Source organism: Nocardioides astragali, assembly GCF_024436375.1.
Lineage (GTDB): Bacteria > Actinomycetota > Actinomycetes > Propionibacteriales > Nocardioidaceae > Nocardioides > Nocardioides astragali.
The window spans coordinates 144,802-162,328 of the sequence record NZ_JAFMZM010000001.1 but is presented as its reverse complement, the minus strand read 5'-3'; the positions used below and the strand labels follow the sequence as shown (position 1 = coordinate 162,328).

Genomic DNA, 17,527 nt, shown 5'->3' with positions numbered 1-17,527 from the left:
CCTTGCACCATGCGTGCGGTCATCCAGCGGGTCCTCTCCGCCAGCGTCCTGGTCGACGGCGAGGTGGTCGGACAGATCGACCAGGCCGGGCTGCTGGTCTATCTGGGCGTCACCCACGACGACGGCCCGGCAGAGGTGGCGTGGACCGCACGCAAGGTCTGGGAGCTGCGGCTCCTGCGCGGCGAGCAGAGCGCGAGCGACGTCGCGGCGCCGGTGCTGGTGGTCAGCCAGTTCACGCTGTACGGCGACGCGCGCAAGGGCCGTCGGCCCACGTGGCAGGCCGCCGCGCCGGGGCCGGTGAGCGAGCCGGTGTACGACGCGGTCTGCGCCGAGCTGGAGCGGCTGGGCGCCGCCGTCCAGCGCGGTCGGTTCGGTGCTGACATGAGGGTGGAGAGCGTGAACGACGGCCCGATCACCCTGATCCTCGACTCGCCCGGCTGAGCCCCTACCGCTGCCAGACCCGCACCCAATCGACGTTCATCGTCTGCGGCAGCGACTCGGGCGAGGGCAGCTTGTTGGCCTCGTAGTTCGCGACGAGGAGGCTGAGGATCAGGTACTCCTCCGTCTGGGCGACACCCGCCGTCGTCCGGAGCACCTCTCGTCCGTCGATCCGGAAGACGTACTCCGTGGGCGTCCACTCGACCGAGAAGACGTGGTAGGTGCCGGCCCAGTCGGAGCCGTACGCGGCCTGGTCGGCCATCACGCCCCCGGCGACCCGGGTCTGGGTGCCGGAGCTGTAGTCCCAGACGCCGTTCACGAGTCCTTGCGAGCCGGTGCCGAACCACTCCGCGACGTCGATCTCGGCGCCGTACCCCGTGCCCGCGGGCTGCATCCAGAACGCGCCGTGCTGGCCGCGGGCGTCCTGGAACCGGATGCGAGCGGCGGCCACGCCGTACTTGTAGGCGAACCGGCCCTGCGTGCCGACGTGCCCGTTGAGCCGGTAGAACGTCGACTGCTCCACACCGCCGGCGGTGAAGGTGCAGAGGTCGTCGCGAGCGAGGTCGTCGATGACGCTGAGCGCGAGCACGCCGCCGCTGACCTTGGTCGCGGACGCGTCGGTGCGCGAGCAGCGCCGGCTCGGGACGTCGTAGCCCTGGTAGCGGTGGTCCCACGGCGAGGCCAGTGCGGAGCCCGAGAACTCGTCGGAGAAGATCGGCGCACGCCACGCGTCGGTCCGCCCCTCCGCCGAGGTCGCCTGCGCGTGCGTGCTGGTGCGGGGAGCCACGACGCGGTACGTCGCCGGCGCGCCGCCGTAGAGGTACGGCGCGTTGAACGCCACGCGGCCCGCGGCGTCCTGCGCGGACCTCGCGACGACTGCCCACTTCTTCCCGCTCTTGGCTTCGAGGACGGCGTCGCGGCCAGGAACCACGGGGGCGAACGTGGCGGTCACCGTGCTGAGGGCGGAGGCGGCCGGCTCGGGCAACACGCCGGTGGCCGCCAGCTGCGGCAGGACCCGGACCGTCACGGACTGCGCGGGTGGCGCGGCGGACGCGCGAGCGATGCCCGAGAGATGGGCCGGGCCCGCGAGGACGAGGAGCACCGTGGAGACGGCAGCAAGCAGTGCGGTGAGACAGCGACGGGGCATGGGGATCCTTGCTCGGGTGGGGAAGTGCCACCACGGTAGGTTCCGGACCAGCGCGACCCGGGCGACTTCGGACGATCTCCGATCCGACTTGATGTTGGGCCACCCCTACGGATCAGTTCGGGCCGGTCTCCCACACGCGCGACCAGTCGACCTCCATCTTCTCCGGCAGCTTGCCGTTGAAGCGGGGGAGCTCGTAGTCGGACGAGAGCAGGCTGAGGATCAGGAACTCCTCGCGGCCCGAGGTCTCGCCCTCGAGACGGTGGGTGACCTCGCCGTCGATTCGGAAGACGTACTCGTCGGGCGTCCACTCCACGGAGAACACGTGGAACTTCTCGGCCCAGTCGTCGCCGTACTGCTCCAGGTCGGGCACCCAGCCACCCTGGGTCTGCTTGCTGCCGTCCTTGTCCAGCGAGTAGGTGAAGCTGGTGAGGCCGCCTTCGGGGTGGTCGTCGCCGAAGTACTCCATGATGTCGATCTCGGCGCCGCCCTTTTCGGCGCCGCCCGCGGTCTGGCCGCCCACCGCCTGCATCCAGAAGGCCGAGTGCTGGCCGCGGGCCGACTGCGTACGGATGCGCGCGGCGGCGAAGCCGTAGGTGAAGCCGTAGACACCCTCCGTGCCGACGTGGCCGTTCAGCCGGAACGGGAACTCCTTGCGTCGCCCCGGGAGCTGGCAGTCGCCCATGTCCGGGTCGTCGAGCACGCTCAGCACGAGCCGCCCGTCGGTGACCTCGGCGGCGCTCGGATCCGCGCGGGAGCACGTGCGTACGCCGATGTGTCCCTGGTCGCGCGTGTGCCACGGGCCGTCGGGCTCGTCGACGGAGTCCTCGTCGAAGTCGTCGGTGAAGCTCGGCTCGGGAGCGTCGTCGGTGGACACCTGCGCCCCGATCGCGTCCTCGCCCTCACCGACCACGACGTGCAGGTCGCCGGTGGCCCGGGTGGCCAGGGCCACCTCGCCGTCCGCATCGGTCTCCTCCTCGGACACCGCCTCCCACGCGCCGTCGTCGGTCTTGGCGTGCAGGGTGACGGTGGTGCCTTCCTCGGCGTCCTCGAGCGTCGCCTCGACGACCCAGGCGGCGTCGTCCGCGGCCTCGAGGTCCTCACCCGTGGCGGCCAGCTGCGGCAGCACCTGCACCTCGAGGGCGTCGCTCGCGTCGTACGACGGAGGCCCGGACTCCTCGGCGGAGGAGCACCCGGCCGTGAGGAGGACCGCGGTGAGGAGCGCGGACAGTGGCGCCGACAACACACCCGATCGCGGTCGTGAGCGGACGGAGAGTCGGGGGGTGCGGCTCATTGGCCCGAGTCTGTACGACCCGACCCGTGAGCGCGAATTCTCCGTGGCGACGCCCGTCGCTACGATGATGGCTGCTGTCCCTAGAGAGGCCCCTGCTGCGCCATGACCAACACCCACGTCGACTACCAGCTGAGTCAGCTGGACCAGCTCGAGGCAGAGTCGATCCACATCTTCCGTGAGGTCGCCGCCGAGTTCGAGAAGCCGGTCCTGATGTTCTCCGGTGGCAAGGACTCCATCGTCATGCTCCGGCTCGCGGAGAAGGCGTTCTTCCCGGCCAAGCTGCCCTTCCCGTTGCTGCAGGTCGACACCGGCCTTGACTTCGACGAGGTGCTCACCACCCGCGACTCCTGGGTCGACCGACTCGGCGCGCGCATGATCGTCGCGTCCGTCGAGGACGCGATCGCTGCCGGCCACGTCGTGGACGACGGCAAGACGAGCCGCAACCGCCAGCAGATCGGCGCCCTGCTCAACGCCATCGAGGAGAACGGCTTCACCGCCGCCTTCGGCGGTGGCCGCCGCGACGAGGAGAAGGCCCGCGCCAAGGAGCGCGTCTACTCCCACCGCGACGACTTCGGTCAGTGGGACCCCAAGATGCAGCGCCCCGAGCTGTGGAGCCTCTACAACGGCCGCATCCACGCCGGCGAGCACATGCGGATCTTCCCGCTGTCCAACTGGACCGAGCTCGACATCTGGCACTACATCCACCGCGAGAAGATCGAGATCCCCTCGATCTACTTCGCGCACGAGCGCGAGGTCGTCGAGCGCGACGGCATGCTGCTCTCGATCGGCCCGGAGATCCAGCCGAAGGCCAGCGAGAAGGCCGAGACCAAGATGGTGCGGTTCCGCACGGTGGGTGACCGCACCCAGACCGGCTGCGTCGAGTCCGTCGCCACCGACACCGCGGCCATCATCGACGAGATCGCCATCGCCCGCGTCACCGAGCGCGGCGCCACTCGCGGGGACGACCGGTTCTCCGAAGCCGCCATGGAAGACCGCAAGAAGGAAGGCTACTTCTGATGGCCAGCACCGAGTCCCACAACCCCGACGAGATGGACCTGCTCCGGTTCGCGACCGCCGGGTCCGTCGACGACGGCAAGTCGACCCTCATCGGTCGCCTGCTGCTCGACTCCAAGTCCATCTTCGAGGACCAGCTCGAGGCCGTGGAGTCGACCAGCCAGTCCAAGGGCTACGACTACACCGACCTGGCGCTGCTGACCGACGGTCTGCGCTCCGAGCGCGAGCAGGGCATCACCATCGACGTGGCCTATCGCTACTTCGCGACGCCCACCCGCAAGTTCATCATCGCCGACACCCCGGGGCACATCCAGTACACCCGCAACATGGTGACCGGTGCCTCGACCGCCGACCTGGGCCTCGTCCTGGTCGATGCCCGTCAGGGTCTCACCGAGCAGTCGCGGCGGCACGCCGTCCTGCTGTCGCTGCTGCGGGTTCCCCACCTGGTGCTGGCGATCAACAAGATGGACCTCGTCGACTGGTCGCAGGAGGTCTACGAGAAGATCCACAAGGAGTTCACGACCTTCGCGACGAAGCTCAACATCCCCGACCTCGAGGTCATCCCGATCTCGGCGCTCCAGGGTGACAACGTCGTGAATCGCTCCGAGAACACGCCGTGGTACTCCGGGCCGACGCTCATGCACCACCTCGAGCACGTGCACGTGGCCTCCGACCGCGACCTGGTGGACACCCGCTTCCCGGTCCAGTACGTCATCCGTCCGAAGTCGGACCAGTACCACGACTTCCGCGGCTACGCCGGGCAGGTGGCCGGCGGTGTGCTGAAGAAGGGCGACGAGGTCGTGGTGCTCCCCAGCGGCATGACGTCGACCATCTCGAGGGTCGAGCTGTTCGACACCGAGGTCGCCGAGGCCTTCCCGCCGATGTCGGTGACGGTCCACCTCGACGACGACGTCGACGTCTCCCGCGGAGACATGATCGCTCGTCCGAAGAACGCCCCGAAGCCCAGCCAGGACATCGACGCGATGGTCTGCTGGATGACCAACGAGCCGCTGCGGCCGCGCCAGAAGCTCGCCATCAAGCACACCACCCGCACGGGTCGCGCGATGGTCAAGGACATCCAGTACCGCCTCGACGTCAACTCGCTGCACCGTGACCAGGAGGCGGGCGAGCTCGGGCTCAACGAGATCGGTCGCGTCCAGCTGCGCACCACGGTGCCGCTGCTGTGCGACCCCTACTCCAAGAACCGGACCACGGGCTCCTTCATCCTGATCGACGAGGCCACTGGCGTCACGGTCGGCGCCGGGATGATCAACACCGGCAGCTGAGGCCACTCGCGCTCGCCTCGCTCGTCGGACTGGTCCGGACGGGCGAGGCGAGCGCGATTTCTTGAGCAGACTTTGCCTCAAATCGACTCCACGGTGGCAAACGTGACCCACAATAGGCCGATGGACTCGCGTCATGCCGCGCTGCTTGCCCAGATCGACCGTGAGGCGCTGGGACGGCGCCTGAGGTCAGCACGCCAGGCTCGTGGCCTCACGCAGGGCGAGGTGGCGCACGGCATCATGTCCGTGGCCTACCTCTCCCGCATCGAGAGCGGCCACCGGCGCCCCACCGCTCCGGCTCTCCAAGCGCTCGCGCTGCGGCTCCAGGTCTCGCTGGAGGCCCTGCTGGGAGAGGCCGATCACCGCGAGGTCGACGAGGTCCGCCTCGCCCTCGACTATGCCGAGCTGTCCCTGGAGTCCGGACAGCCCGAGGACGCCGAGACGCACCTCAACCACGCTCTCGAGCGCTTGTCGGTGTCGCGTATGGACGGCCTGCACGAACGCGCGCGCCTCCTGCACGCCCGGGCACTGGAAGCCACGAACCGGGAGGACGACGCGGTCATGGAGCTCGAGTCCCTGATCGACGACCGGTCGACGGACGGGCTGACGCGGATCAAGGCCGGAATCGCCCTGAGTCGCATCTACCGCGAGACCGGGGACCTGGGCCGCGCCATCGAGTGCGGCCAGCGCGTGATGACCCAGGTCGAGGAGGCCGGGCTCGACGCGTGCGACGAGGCCGTCCAGCTCGCGGTCACCGTGGCCGCAGCACACTTCGAGCGCGGCGACACCGCGCACGCCGTACGCCTCTGCCGCAAGGCCATCGCTCGCGCCGAGTCCCTCGGATCGTCGAGGGCGCGAGCCTCGGCCTACTGGAACGCCAGCGCCATGCAAGCCAGGCGCGGCGACGTCGCGGCCGCGGTGCCGCTTGCGGAGCGGGCGCTCGCCTTGCTCGGCGAGGGCCAGGACGCCCGCAACCTCGCCCGCCTGCGCACCGAGGTCGGGCGACTGCAGCTGGAGCTGGATCCCCCTCAGCTCGAGGAGGCCCGGCACAACCTGGAGCAGGCTGCCGGCGAGATGGAGTGGAGCAGCGCGAGTCCTGTCGACCGCGCATGGACGTGCCTCGGCCTGGCTCGTGTCGCCTTCCTGGGCGGCGACTTCACCACGAGCCGCGAGCTGATCGCGCAGGTGCACGCCACCGCAGACGGGCACGCGCCACTCGCCGAGGCCGAGGCACTGACCCTCGAGGGCAGGACCTTCGCGGCGGAAGGGTCCACGGACCTGGCTGCCGCCTCCTACCAGAAGGCCGTGCACCGGCTCTCGGCCATCGGCGCCGACCAGAGCGCAGGACAGATGTGGTTCGACCTCGCCGACCTGCTCGAGAGCGTCGGGTTGTCCGAGGCCGCGCTGGACGCCTACCGGCGCGCGGCGGTCTCCACGGGGCTGCGGGCGCGCGTGACGACGTCCACGCTCGCCCGCAGCTGATCCGGGACGAGATCAGAGCCGATCAGCAGCACCACACGGTGCGCTGCTGCGGCTTCGACGTGGCCGCGTCGGCGGGCGCAGCCATGCCTGCGAGGCTGACGAGGGCGACGCACGCGACGATGATGCGGGGGGCCTTGCTGTTCATGATGTCTCCAAGGGTTGGTGCTGGGTGGGGTGTGCAGGGCGTCCCGAGCCGTACTGCCTGAGGAAATACTGTCAAAACAGGTGCCGAGTCTTCTCCCGTTTGGCAAACTTGGGCAAGACTCCTTGGCAAATCACCATCTTTCAGCCCGCGGAGCACCGTCTTGTGACCCACCCACAAGACACGCACCGGTCCCCACCCGGTACGCGCCCGGACCCCCCGCACCCCGTGCGGGGGGTCCTCGCACGAGCGCCTCAGCGGGGCAGGACGACGCGCACCGTGGTGCCCTCACCCAGGGTGCTGTCGACGGACACCTCTCCGCCGTGGGCCTCGACGATCGTCCGCACGATGTGCAGGCCCAGGCCGGTGCCGGGGACCCTGCGGCGCAGCGCGTTGGCGCCGCGGAAGAACCGGGTGAACATGTCACCCACGTCGGACTGTTCGACGCCCTCGCCGTCGTCGGCGACGGTGAGCACGATCTCGCGCCCCGACTCGGCCAGCGAGACATGGACCCGTCCGCCGCACGGGTTGTAGGCGATGGCGTTCGCGACGAGGTTGTCGACCACCTGCCGCAGCCGCAGCCCGTCAGCGATCAGCACGAGGGACGGGGGAAGGTCGGCGTCGATCCGCAGCGGGGTCCCGGCCGCGTGCAGGCGGGCGGCGTCGAGGGCCTCGGAGACCACCGTGACCAGATCGACCCGGTAGGGGTCGATCAGGGGCGAGCCGGAGTCGGCCCGGGTCGCGAACAGCAGGTCTGCCACGAGATGGGACAGGCGAAGGATGTTGCGCCTCGCAGCTCTGACCTGTTGGCGTACCTCGTCGCTGACCTCGGCGGTCTCGTCCAGCAGCTCGAGGTAGGCCAGGGCGGAGGTCAGCGGCGTACGCAGCTCATGGGACACCGAGGTCACGAACTCGTCCTTGACCCGGATCGCGCGCATCAGCTCGGTCACGTCGTGGTAGGCCAGCGCCGCCCCGGTCAGCTCCCCCGCGCGGTCACGGATCGAGCGCGCCGAGACCGACACGGCCCGACGGGCCACGGGGTCCTCACCGACCCAGATGAGCAGGTCGTCGAACTCCTCGCCCGCGCAGGCGCGCACCGACGGCATCTCCTCGCACTCCAGCTCCCGGGTCTGGTCCGCGTCGTAGACGAAGCCGCGCTGGCCCGCCGAACCGCGGTGGCCCTCGGGGAAGGCGAGGTCGAGGAACACCTGGTGGTGGCTGTTGTAGGCGACGTAGGCCCCCTCTGCGTCGAGCAGCAGCAGGCCCACCGCGACGGAGCCGTACACGGCCTCCGCCTTGCGCCGCTCGGACTCGACCGCCGCCTCCGCCGCGTCGAGCCGCTCCACGAACGCGTGGCGCTCGGTGAGGTCGACGATCTGGGAGATGAAGTGGATCGGCGTCCCGTCGGACGCGCGGAGGAGGGCGACGGACAGGTCACCGTTCAACGTGCTGCCGTCCGCGCGGATGTAGCGCTTGACGATGCGGTAGGAGGAGATCGCCCCCGACATGGCCTGCGCCAGCAGCCTCATGTCGCTGGCCCGGTCGTCGGGATGGGTGAGGTCCCGGAAGGTGGTGGTCGTCAGGGCCTCCGGCTCGTAGCCGAGCATGTCGCACAGCGCCGCGTTGGCCACCAGGATCTCACCCTCGGGAGAGACCAGCGCCATGCCGACCGGCGAATGCTCCATGGTCAGGCGCCACAGGTCATCGGTGTCCGTCGCTCCCATCCCAGACGTCACGACTTCCCTTCCGACCTTCGACGCAACCCCCGAAGCGGACATCCACCGTAAGGGCCGCGCGCAACAGGGCGTGGGCGCATCAGGGAAATGAGGCGAAAATGGAACAAACCGCCCCGTGCCGAGCACGGGGCGGTTCGTCCGCAGCTGTCAGCCGGCGACGAGCACCTGAACCTCGGCCACCGATCCGGTGGCGGCCACGACTCGCGTGTCGACCGGGTCGGCCTGGGGGGCCAGGGTCCGGAGGGTCCACTCGCCGTCGCCGGCGAAGAACCGGAAGTGGCCGGTCGCCGAGGTGGGGACCTCGGCGGTGAACTCACCGGTCCGGTCGAGCAGGCGTACGTAGGCGTTGGGCACGGGCTCGCTGCCACGCAGCACCTGGCCCTGGATCACGGCCTCCTTGGCCACGTTGACGCCGTCGAGCGACAGGCCGCCCTCAGTTGCTCCGCACATGTCAGTTGCCCCCCTCATCGGCAGAGCCGCGCTCGTCGCCGAGCGCGACGGGCACGCCGACGAGCGAGCCGTACTCGGTCCACGAGCCGTCGTAGTTCTTCACGTTGTCCTGGCCGAGGAGCTCCTTGAGCACGAACCACGTGTGCGAGGAACGCTCGCCGATGCGGCAGTAGGCGATGGTGTCCTTGGTCCAGTCGACGCCGGCCTCGGTGTAGATGTCCTTGAGCTCGTCGTCGGACTTGAAGGTGCCGTCGTCGTTGGCAGCCTTGCTCCACGGCACGCTGGCGGCCGTGGGGATGTGACCGGCGCGCTGGGCCTGCTCCTGCGGGAGGTGGGCCGGGGCGAGGAGGCGGCCGGCGTACTCGTCGGGGCTGCGCACGTCGACCAGGTTCTGGGTGCCGATCGCGGCGACGACCTCGTCGCGGAAGGCACGGATGGAGGCGTCCTGCTCGGTGGCGGTGTACGACGTCTTCGCGCGCGTGGGCAGCTCCGCGGTCAGCTCGCGGGAGTCGAGCTCCCACTTCTTGCGGCCGCCGTCGAGCAGCTTGACGTCCTGGTGGCCGTAGAGCTTGAAGTACCAGTAGGCGTAGGCGGCGAACCAGTTGTTGTTGCCGCCGTAGAGCACGACGGTGTCGTCGTTGGAGACACCGCGCTCGGAGAGCAGCGCCTCGAACTGGGCCTTGTTGACGAAGTCGCGGCGGACCTGGTCCTGGAGGTCGGTGGTCCAGTCGAGCTTGATGGCGCCCTTGATGTGGCCCTTGTCGTAGGCGGTGGTGTCCTCGTCGACCTCGATGAGGACGATCCCGTCGGTGTCGAGGTTGTCCTCGACCCACTGGGCGGTGACGAGCGAGTTCTCACGGCTCATGGTGGTGTGCTCCTTGTGGTGGTGAACAGTCGGTTCGATTCGTTGGTCGAGGAAGGCGCCCTGGCGCCTGTCACGAGACCCGGTCAGGCGGTCAGGCGTCGGACGAGCAGGTAGACCTCGCATCCCAGACAGAAGGCGAAGACGGCGTTGAGCAGGGCCGCGGCGAAGGCCGCACCGACCGCCACCTGGCCCACCGTGGGAGCGCCGGCCAGGAACGCGACCAGGCCGATCACGGCGAAGGCCAGGCCCACCGCCTGCGCGAAGCGCGGGGGCTCGGGAGCCTCCCACTCGGTGGGCGGCGACAGGAGGGGGCGGACGACGGTGCGGAACAGCCAGGCCTGCGGCGTGGCGTGCACGCCCCGTGCGGCTCCGATCGCGAACAGCACGGCCTGGGCGGCGAGCAGCACGACGCCGGCCGGTGACGGGAGCACCAGCACGGCAGCCAGGACGACCGCGCTCAGTCCTGCGGCGACCTGGGGTCCACGGGGGTCGATGGCCCCGTGCGGGCGCCCGGCCACACCGGCAGAGGCTTGCGGCGCCGCCGTGACGTGGTCGGCATGGGTGGTGGACATGTCTCTCCTGGGAGTCGGCAGGGGTCGGCCCGGCGCGCGGCCGGGCGCGCTGGGATCTCCCCAGCGCGTGGGTCCCACCGGGAGCACGGTCCGACGACGTTGCGGACTCAGCTGCTCAAGACTGCGGTGGGGCCCCTACGACATTCGACACAGCGCCGAGCGCACGCGGCAGTGATCCACTGCGCGGCGCTTGGTGAGCATGGTCGAGGACATGACGAGGACAGTAGGCGCTGCTGGACGCCGGGCGCCCACTCGTCTCACCATGTGGCCGGCCCATCCATATCCTGAGATCACGCCTGCGCCAGCGCGGTCAGTACCTGGTGGCGCGTGGGAGCCCCCGTCGCACGTGCGACCTCGAGACCCGACGCGTCGAGCACCACCGTCGTCGGGGTGCGCAGGATGCCGAAGGCGCGCGTCGCCGCGAGGTGGTGCTCGGCGTCGATCTCGACGTGGGCCACCCCGTCGACGAGGCCAGCAACCTCCCCGAGCACCCGGCGGGTGGCGCGGCACGGCGCGCAGAAGGCGCTGGAGAACTGCAGGAGCGTGGCCCGCTCCCCCAGGACCTGGCCGACGGCGGTCACCAGCTCGGCACCGGGCGGTGCCGCCGCGGGGGCGACGTCGTCCTCGTCCGACCCCGCGGAACGGCGTACGAGGTGGGTGCCGCTGAAGCGTCCGTCGGTCCCGAGGCGCCAGGCGCCGAGCGCGAGGGCGAGCACGGAGGCCGAGATCAGCACCACGACTCCAGACGTCATGTCGCCCTCAACGCTCGGCGGGCGTCCGGGTGTTCCCGGCACTGCCGGAGACTCGCCGAGACCCTCGCGGGGCGCCCGCCACGGGCGGCGGTCAGGGACGCGCGTGCAGGCGTACGAGCTGCTCGCGCAGGGTGGCGTTCTCGGCCTCGAGAGCCAGCACCTTCGCGATGCCGGCGAGGTTGAGCCCCGCCGCGAGGAGATCGCGGATCCGGTGCAGCCGCTCGACGTCCTGCTCGCTGTAGAGGCGGGTGCCGCCTGCGGTGCGGTCCGGGGTCACGAGTCCGCGCCGTTCGTAGACGCGCAGGTTCTGGATCTGCATCGAGGTCATCTCCGCAGCAACGGAGATCGCGAACACCCCGGCCTGGCGTCGTGCCATCTTCCGCCCGCCTCCTCGTCGTCAGGACTTGATTCTGGCTGATTCTTGGAATATAAGAAACCTATACCCTTCGTTATACATCTGAGGCACTTGCGCAGGGCCTCACCCGATCGACGAGAACCAGGAGGAGAGCACCATGCTGATCCGCAACGCTGACCCGTTCCGTGAGTTCGACCGGCTCACCCAGCAGCTCATGGGCACGACCAACCGTCCCGTCGTCATGCCGATGGACGCGTGGCGTGAGGGCGACCGCTTCGTCCTCGAGTTCGACCTCCCCGGCGTCAGCGCCGACTCGGTCGACCTCGACGTGGAGCGCAACGTCCTGACGATCCGCGCCGAGCGCGTCGCGCAGAACAACGGCGACTGGCAGATGCTGGCCTCGGAGCGCCCGCGCGGCGCCTTCAGCCGCCAGCTGGTGCTGGGCGACAACCTCGATCTCGAGCACATCGACGCGTCCTACCGAGACGGCGTCCTGCGGCTGGTGGTCCCGGTCGCGGAGAAGGCCAAGCCTCGCAAGATCGAGCTCAAGACCGACAGCGAGTCACGCACCGCCATCGAGGCCTGAGCCTGGTCGGGGAGGACGGGCCCCGCGGAGCAGTGCTCCGCGGGGCCCGAACATTGTGAGGGGACAGCCGGTCAGCGCTTGATCTTGACCTTCTTGAGCAGGTCGCCGGACCCGACCTTGCCCGCGCCCGCGATGCGGAACACGAGCTTGTGCTTGCCCTTCTTGAGCGCCTTCTTGAGCTTCACGGTGCCCAGGCCCTTCTTGACCTTGGCCTTGCCGAGCTTCTTGAGCTTGGTCTCGCCGTTGGCCTTGGTGCCGACGACCTCGTACACCACGACCGTGGCCTTGACCTTCTTGGCCTTGAGCGGCTTGGCCTTGAGGACGAGGGCGATCTTCTTGCCCGAGACCTTGGCCTTGAGCTTCGGCTGGTAGCCGACCTTCGCGGTCGACTTGGTGATCGCCTGGCCCTGCGTGAAGCCCGCGTCGTTGGTGACCCGCCCGGTGATCTTCTTGCCCAGGTGTGCCTTCGTCACCTTCAGCGACGCGCCGGTCGCGATGACCGTGTTGCCGACGAGCCACTCGTAGGTGAACCTCGAGCCCGCCTCGGTCGTCCAGCGGCCCTTGTCCAGGCTGATGGTCTTGCCGACCCAGGCGTCGCCCTCGAGCGCCGGGCGGTCCACGGCCTTGACGTCCTTGGCCAGGGCGGCGGAGATGCCGGTGGTCATCTGGCCGGGACGGACCGTGATCGTGGTCGCCTCGCCCGCGACGGCGTCCTTCCACCATTCCGAGACGTGGTCGTACGCGCCGAGCTGGACGGTGTACTCACCGGCCCACAGGCTGCGCTCGTCGTACGAGCCGTTCAGCTCGAAGTCGTAGACGTACGACGGGAAGTTGTCGTCGCTGTCGTGGAAGACCGCGAACGGGTTGTCGGGCACGCCGCCGGCCTCGCTGGTGACGGTTCCGGAGACGCCTCCTGCGACGGGCTGGACGAAGTCCAGGACCCGAGGTGCGGCGGTGATGGCGACCGCCGTGTCGTAGCCGAGCTTGTCGCCCGACCAGATCTCGCGGCGGGCGAAGTCGCCCTCCTCGCGCGGGCCATCACCCTCGACGACGATCTTGAACTCGGTCTCGCCGCCGATCCGGTCGAGCTGCGAGAACTGGTACTGGCCCGAGCGGTTGCTGAAGGTCGTCGCGACGACCTTCCGGTCGCGGACGTCCGCGGGCGTGTCGTAGACGTTGATCTCGTAGCCGATGCCGATGCCACCGACCTCGTCACGCACGGTGCCGCTGACGTCGACGCCGTTGGGGGCGGCGGCGGGCGCCGCAGCCAGAGCGGCGTCGATGCCGGTGACGGCCTGGCCCGGGGCAACGGCCACCGGGTTGGCGGAAGCCGGCGTCGTGAGCGGCACGTTGTTGTAGTACTCGCCGACGTACTCACCGATCGGGTCGTCGAAGTCGACCGTGTGGCTGCCCGTGCTGACACCCTCGATCGTGTAGGCCCCCGAGGTGTTGGTGAAGTCGCAGTGGTAGGGGTTGTTGTCCACGCACACCTCGGCGCGGTAGAGACCGGCGCCGGCCTCGTTGGTGACGCTGCCGGAGATGGAGCCGCCGGGCGCGAGCGTGACGGCACCGATGTTGGCACCCTCCGGGGTGGGAGTGACGGCGTCGGCCGTCTCCTTCGACCCCTTGTCGTTGAACCACTCGGTTGCGAGCGACTCGCCCGAGGCGGGGTCCGAGCCGCTGAAGACCAGCTTGACCGGTGCGGTCGCGCCGATGCGGAAGACACCGTTGGTCTCGGTCTCGTCTTGGTCGACGTAGTTCCCGCTGACCGCGTCGTACGCCCTGACGACGGCGTCGCGGACCGGACGGCCGTCGGTGGTCTGAACGACCCCGGCGACACTGGGGAGGCGGTCGATCGTCCACGGCGAGAGGACCTGGCCGGCCCCGGCCACCGTGACCAGGTCGGCGGTGGTGAGGTCCGCCTTGTCGCGGTAGTACTCCGAGGCGTACTGGTTGGAGCTCGGCCCGAACTCGAGCTTGTAGGTCCCGTCCTCGAGCGGGATGTCGAATGCGCCGCCCTGGGTCGAGACACCGGGGAGGAAGTCGTACTCGAACGGCTCGACGGTGCCGTCACCGTCCTCGTCGTAGATCTTGTAGACGGAGACGTATCCATCGACGTAGTTGCCGGCAGAGTCGATCGTGCTGCCGCTGACCATCACTGCGGCGTTCGCCGGACTCATCGTCGCCAGGCTGCCGCCGACCATGCCAAGCATGGCGGCCGCTGCCAGCGCACGACGAGATCGACGCGTATGGGTGTTTCCCATTGCGTTTCCTCTCACTGTGAACCTTCCGGAACGCAGCAAAATGGGATTCCCCCGTGTGGCAAACCCCCGTTTGCGTGCGCGCGCAGCCTAGGGGATCAGCCGGCAGCGCGCACCATTGGTCTTCAAATTGGTCAGCCGCCCGCGAACGGAGGCAGCAGCTCGACCACGGTGCCCGGCGTGATGACGACCGCGTCGGGATCCTGCGAGCGGACCGGCCGGTCACCCACCAGCACCGAGCAGACCGCGACCGTCCGGGCCATCCGCTCGTCCGGGTGCCGCTCGAGCACCCGCGTCACCAACGCGCTCAGGGACAGGTCGCCGTCGACATCGAAGGTGTCCTCTGCCGTCCCCGCCGCCGCTCGCGCGCCGGCCCAGTAGCGCACGAGGACCGTCTCACGACTCCGATCACTCCCAGCCCCGGCACTCATGCGGGATATCCTTCCTCATCCCCCCGCACACGAGGAGGCCCGGCCATGAGTGCACTGCTGCTGCTCACGAGCGCCCTGCAACCCTCCGCCGAGGTGCTCCCCGGACTGGCGCTGCTGTCCCACACCGTGAAGATCCTCCCGTCGCAGGGCAGCGCCCTGCTGGACGCGCCCGAGGCCGACCTGGTCCTGGTCGACGGGCGCCAGGACCTCGCCGCTGCGCGTGACCTCTGCCGCCTGATCCGCACGACCGGGGCCGACGCTCCGGTCCTGCTCGTGGTCACCGAGGGCGGGCTCGCGGTCGTCGCCCACGACTGGGGCATGGACGACGTCGTGCTCCACACCTGCGGCCCTGCCGAGCTCGATGCCCGGATCCGGCTCGCCATCGGCCGCACCAGCGCCGCTGCCCCGGACGACCCGGCCGCCCACGTCATCCACCGCGGCGAGGTCGTCGTCGACGACGCCACCTACACCGCCCGCATCGGCGGACGCCCGCTCGACCTGACCTACAAGGAGTTCGAGCTCCTCAAGTACCTCGCCCAGCACCCGGGCCGCGTGTTCAGCCGCGAGCAGCTGCTCCAGGAGGTGTGGGGCTACGACTACTTCGGTGGCACCCGCACCGTCGACGTGCACGTACGCCGCCTGCGCGCCAAGCTCGGCACCGAGCACGAGCACCACATCGGCACCGTCCGCAACGTCGGCTACCGCTTCGTCGTGCCGACGCGCGAGAAGGACGTCGAGGCCGCAGTCGAGACGAAGAGCCACTCCACGTCGACCTGACCCGATCGCGCCTGGGGAAGTTCTTCGTGACATCGCGCGCACGATCCTCCCCACTCATACGGCGACAGCGGCGGCTAGGGTCGGCCCCGTGGACGAGGTCGCCGAGGTCACCCGCATCGCCGGCGCCTGTGAGGTCGCCGACGGCGCCTCGCCCCTAGACGAGGCCGCCCGGATCGCCCTGGCGGACGGGGCGGCGACCGTCGTCCTCGACCGGGGCGGGTTCGCCCTGCTGCACGACGGTGACCTCAGCCTGGCGGTGCATCCCGACCACCGGCGTACGGGCATCGCGTCGGCGCTGCTGGCGCGCACGTCGTACGACGGGGGGGTGACGGCCTGGTCGCACGGCAACCACCCCGCCGCCGCCCGGCTCGCCGCGACGCACGGGTGGGAGCGGGTGCGCGACCTGTGGGTGATGCGTCGCGACAGCACCCTCCCGCTGCCGCCGCTGGAGCCCCCGCCCGGTGTGCGGATCCGGTCCTACCGTGCCGGCGACGCCGCCGCGATCGTGGCGGTCAACGCAGCCGCCTTCGCCCACCACCCCGAGCAGGGAGCGATGGACGAGGACAACCTGGCCCGCCGGATGGCCGAGCCGTGGTTCGACCCGGCGGGACTACTGGTCGCCGAGGACGAGTCGGGGATGCTCGGCTTCCACTGGACCAAGCGGCACGACGCCCAGCACGGCGAGGTCTACGTCATCGGCATCGCGCCGCAGGCGCAGGGGCGCGGCCTGGGCAAGATGCTGACGCTGGCCGGGCTGCACCACCTGACCGGTCTCGGGGTCGAGGAGGTGCTGCTCTACGTCGAGTCGGACAACGCTGCCGCCATTTCGCTCTACTCACGCCTCGGCTTCGTGCACGCCGACGCCGACACGCACGTGCAGTACCGCCGCAGAGGCTAGCGGAGGTCCTAGCGCAGGGGCCGGACGTGGAGCCCGACCTCGGGATCCACGATGACGTCCTGCGCGGCCGGCATCTCGTCCACCGTCAGCGGCGCCTCGACCGGGACGTTGCGCTTGACCAGGGCCAGGGCGATGGGCCCGAGCTCGTGGTGGCGTGCGCTCGAGCCGACGAAACCGATGTCCCGGCCGTCGTGGGACACCGAGGAGCCGACAGGCGGGAGGCGGTTCTCCGAGCCGTCGAGGTGCAGCAGGACGAGGCGGCGCGGCGGCCGGCCCAGCGTGTGGACGCGCGCGACCGTCTCCTGCCCGCGGTAGCAGCCCTTGTCGAGGTGCACCGCCGACCCGATCCAGCCGACCTCGTTGGGGATCGTGCGGTGGTCGGTGTCCAGGCCGAAGCGCGGCTCGCCCCGCTCGATGCGCAGGGCCTCGAAGGCCCAGAGCCCGGCAGCCGGGCCGGCCGCGTCGGCGTACGCCTCGAGCCGGTCGCGGGGCACCAGGTCGTAGCGGCCGGCACCCTCCCCGGGGCGCCACATGACGGCGAGGTCGTCGACGAGCGAGACCTCGACCCGGGTCATGAACTTCATCCGCTCCAGCCACTCCACGAGCGCGGCTCCGGCGCCCGGCTCGTTGTGGGCGGTGAAGGCCTCTCCGTCGTCGACGCCGGCGAAGGCGTGCTCCACATGGCCCTGCGGGCTGAGGACCAGTGCCTGCGTCCAGGTGCCGGGAGCGAGGCCCTCGAAGTACTGGGTGGTCAGGTTGTGCAGCCAGCTGAGCCGGTCGGGGCCCGCGATCCGCAGGACGTCGCGGTGCGACAGGTCGACGAAGCCCTCGCCGGAGGCGAGCGTGCGCTGCTCGGTGTTGAACGAGCCGTAGTGCGCGGCGACCGGGGCGTCGATGCCGTCACCGGCGACGGCCCCGGGCAGGGCGAGGAGGGGGGACTGCATGGGTCGAGTCTAGGTCGGGGCCCGTCGGCACCTGCCGTCGCGAGCGTCGCGAGGCGGATGTGATGGCAAGGCGGAGGAGGGAGACGTGACGGAGTCACGGCGA

Annotated in this window: 19 protein-coding genes; 7 read left to right on the top strand and 12 right to left on the bottom strand. The window is 70.1% G+C overall.

The window, feature by feature from the left end:
- The first annotated feature begins 9 nt into the window (after positions 1-9).
- Complete coding sequence (gene dtd, locus J3P44_RS00860; protein ID WP_255888337.1) at positions 10-441, top strand: D-aminoacyl-tRNA deacylase; 432 nt, start codon at positions 10-12, stop codon at positions 439-441.
- Between the two features lie 4 nt (positions 442-445).
- Here the strand turns inward: dtd and J3P44_RS00855 are convergent, their stop codons facing one another.
- Entirely contained in the window at positions 446-1,585 is a 1,140-nt protein-coding gene (locus tag J3P44_RS00855) for a glycoside hydrolase family 16 protein (RefSeq protein ID WP_255888336.1), read from the bottom strand.
- 112 nt (positions 1,586-1,697) lie between these two features.
- Positions 1,698-2,876, bottom strand: coding sequence for a glycoside hydrolase family 16 protein (locus J3P44_RS00850; RefSeq protein ID WP_255888335.1), 1,179 nt, complete (start codon positions 2,874-2,876; stop codon positions 1,698-1,700).
- Positions 2,877-2,978: 102 nt separating this feature from the next.
- Here J3P44_RS00850 and cysD point away from each other — a divergent pair, with 102 nt between their 5' ends.
- From cysD to J3P44_RS00835, 3 genes are all read left to right on the top strand, one after another.
- Entirely contained in the window at positions 2,979-3,893 is a 915-nt protein-coding gene (gene cysD, locus J3P44_RS00845) for a sulfate adenylyltransferase subunit CysD (RefSeq protein ID WP_255888334.1), read from the top strand.
- On the top strand, positions 3,893-5,176 hold the full coding sequence (gene cysN, locus J3P44_RS00840) for a sulfate adenylyltransferase subunit CysN (RefSeq protein WP_255888333.1): 1,284 nt from the start codon (positions 3,893-3,895) through the stop codon (positions 5,174-5,176). The genes cysD and cysN overlap by 1 nt, the downstream gene beginning before the upstream one ends.
- A 120-nt stretch (positions 5,177-5,296) precedes the next feature.
- Complete coding sequence (locus tag J3P44_RS00835) at positions 5,297-6,655, top strand: helix-turn-helix domain-containing protein (RefSeq protein WP_255888332.1); 1,359 nt, start codon at positions 5,297-5,299, stop codon at positions 6,653-6,655.
- Between the two features lie 22 nt (positions 6,656-6,677).
- Here the strand turns inward: J3P44_RS00835 and J3P44_RS00830 are convergent, their stop codons facing one another.
- From J3P44_RS00830 to J3P44_RS00800, 7 genes are all read right to left on the bottom strand, one after another.
- A complete protein-coding gene (locus J3P44_RS00830; protein WP_255888331.1) occupies positions 6,678-6,800 on the bottom strand; it encodes a hypothetical protein in 123 nt (40 codons plus the stop codon).
- Between the two features lie 251 nt (positions 6,801-7,051).
- Complete coding sequence (locus J3P44_RS00825; protein ID WP_255888330.1) at positions 7,052-8,533, bottom strand: sensor histidine kinase; 1,482 nt, start codon at positions 8,531-8,533, stop codon at positions 7,052-7,054.
- A 147-nt stretch (positions 8,534-8,680) separates the two neighbouring features.
- Complete coding sequence (locus J3P44_RS00820; RefSeq protein ID WP_255888329.1) at positions 8,681-8,983, bottom strand: DUF1416 domain-containing protein; 303 nt, start codon at positions 8,981-8,983, stop codon at positions 8,681-8,683.
- A gap of 1 nt (position 8,984) precedes the next feature.
- On the bottom strand, positions 8,985-9,848 hold the full coding sequence (locus J3P44_RS00815; RefSeq protein WP_255888328.1) for a sulfurtransferase: 864 nt from the start codon (positions 9,846-9,848) through the stop codon (positions 8,985-8,987).
- 83 nt (positions 9,849-9,931) lie between these two features.
- Entirely contained in the window at positions 9,932-10,420 is a 489-nt protein-coding gene (locus tag J3P44_RS00810) for a DUF4395 domain-containing protein (RefSeq protein WP_255888327.1), read from the bottom strand.
- A gap of 290 nt (positions 10,421-10,710) precedes the next feature.
- On the bottom strand, positions 10,711-11,172 hold the full coding sequence (locus tag J3P44_RS00805; protein ID WP_255888326.1) for a TlpA family protein disulfide reductase: 462 nt from the start codon (positions 11,170-11,172) through the stop codon (positions 10,711-10,713).
- 91 nt (positions 11,173-11,263) lie between these two features.
- Complete coding sequence (locus J3P44_RS00800) at positions 11,264-11,548, bottom strand: MerR family transcriptional regulator (RefSeq protein ID WP_255888325.1); 285 nt, start codon at positions 11,546-11,548, stop codon at positions 11,264-11,266.
- Positions 11,549-11,684: 136 nt separating this feature from the next.
- Here J3P44_RS00800 and J3P44_RS00795 point away from each other — a divergent pair, with 136 nt between their 5' ends.
- A complete protein-coding gene (locus J3P44_RS00795; RefSeq protein WP_255888324.1) occupies positions 11,685-12,113 on the top strand; it encodes an Hsp20/alpha crystallin family protein in 429 nt (142 codons plus the stop codon).
- A gap of 71 nt (positions 12,114-12,184) precedes the next feature.
- Here J3P44_RS00795 and J3P44_RS00790 read toward each other — a convergent pair whose 3' ends face one another.
- Together J3P44_RS00790 and J3P44_RS00785 are read right to left on the bottom strand one after the other, a co-directional pair.
- Positions 12,185-14,293 (bottom strand): hypothetical protein, encoded by a 2,109-nt coding sequence (locus J3P44_RS00790; protein ID WP_255888323.1) that lies wholly within the window; start codon positions 14,291-14,293, stop codon positions 12,185-12,187.
- A 215-nt stretch (positions 14,294-14,508) separates the two neighbouring features.
- Entirely contained in the window at positions 14,509-14,805 is a 297-nt protein-coding gene (locus J3P44_RS00785) for a MoaD/ThiS family protein (protein WP_255888322.1), read from the bottom strand.
- Between the two features lie 45 nt (positions 14,806-14,850).
- Here J3P44_RS00785 and J3P44_RS00780 point away from each other — a divergent pair, with 45 nt between their 5' ends.
- Both J3P44_RS00780 and mshD read left to right on the top strand, forming a co-directional pair.
- On the top strand, positions 14,851-15,582 hold the full coding sequence (locus J3P44_RS00780) for a response regulator transcription factor (RefSeq protein WP_255888321.1): 732 nt from the start codon (positions 14,851-14,853) through the stop codon (positions 15,580-15,582).
- An 88-nt stretch (positions 15,583-15,670) separates the two neighbouring features.
- Positions 15,671-16,480, top strand: a complete 810-nt coding sequence (gene mshD / locus J3P44_RS00775) for a mycothiol synthase (RefSeq protein WP_255888320.1) — start codon at positions 15,671-15,673, stop codon at positions 16,478-16,480.
- A gap of 8 nt (positions 16,481-16,488) precedes the next feature.
- Here mshD and ygfZ read toward each other — a convergent pair whose 3' ends face one another.
- On the bottom strand, positions 16,489-17,424 hold the full coding sequence (ygfZ, locus tag J3P44_RS00770) for a CAF17-like 4Fe-4S cluster assembly/insertion protein YgfZ (protein ID WP_255888319.1): 936 nt from the start codon (positions 17,422-17,424) through the stop codon (positions 16,489-16,491).
- Positions 17,425-17,527 lie beyond the last annotated feature (103 nt).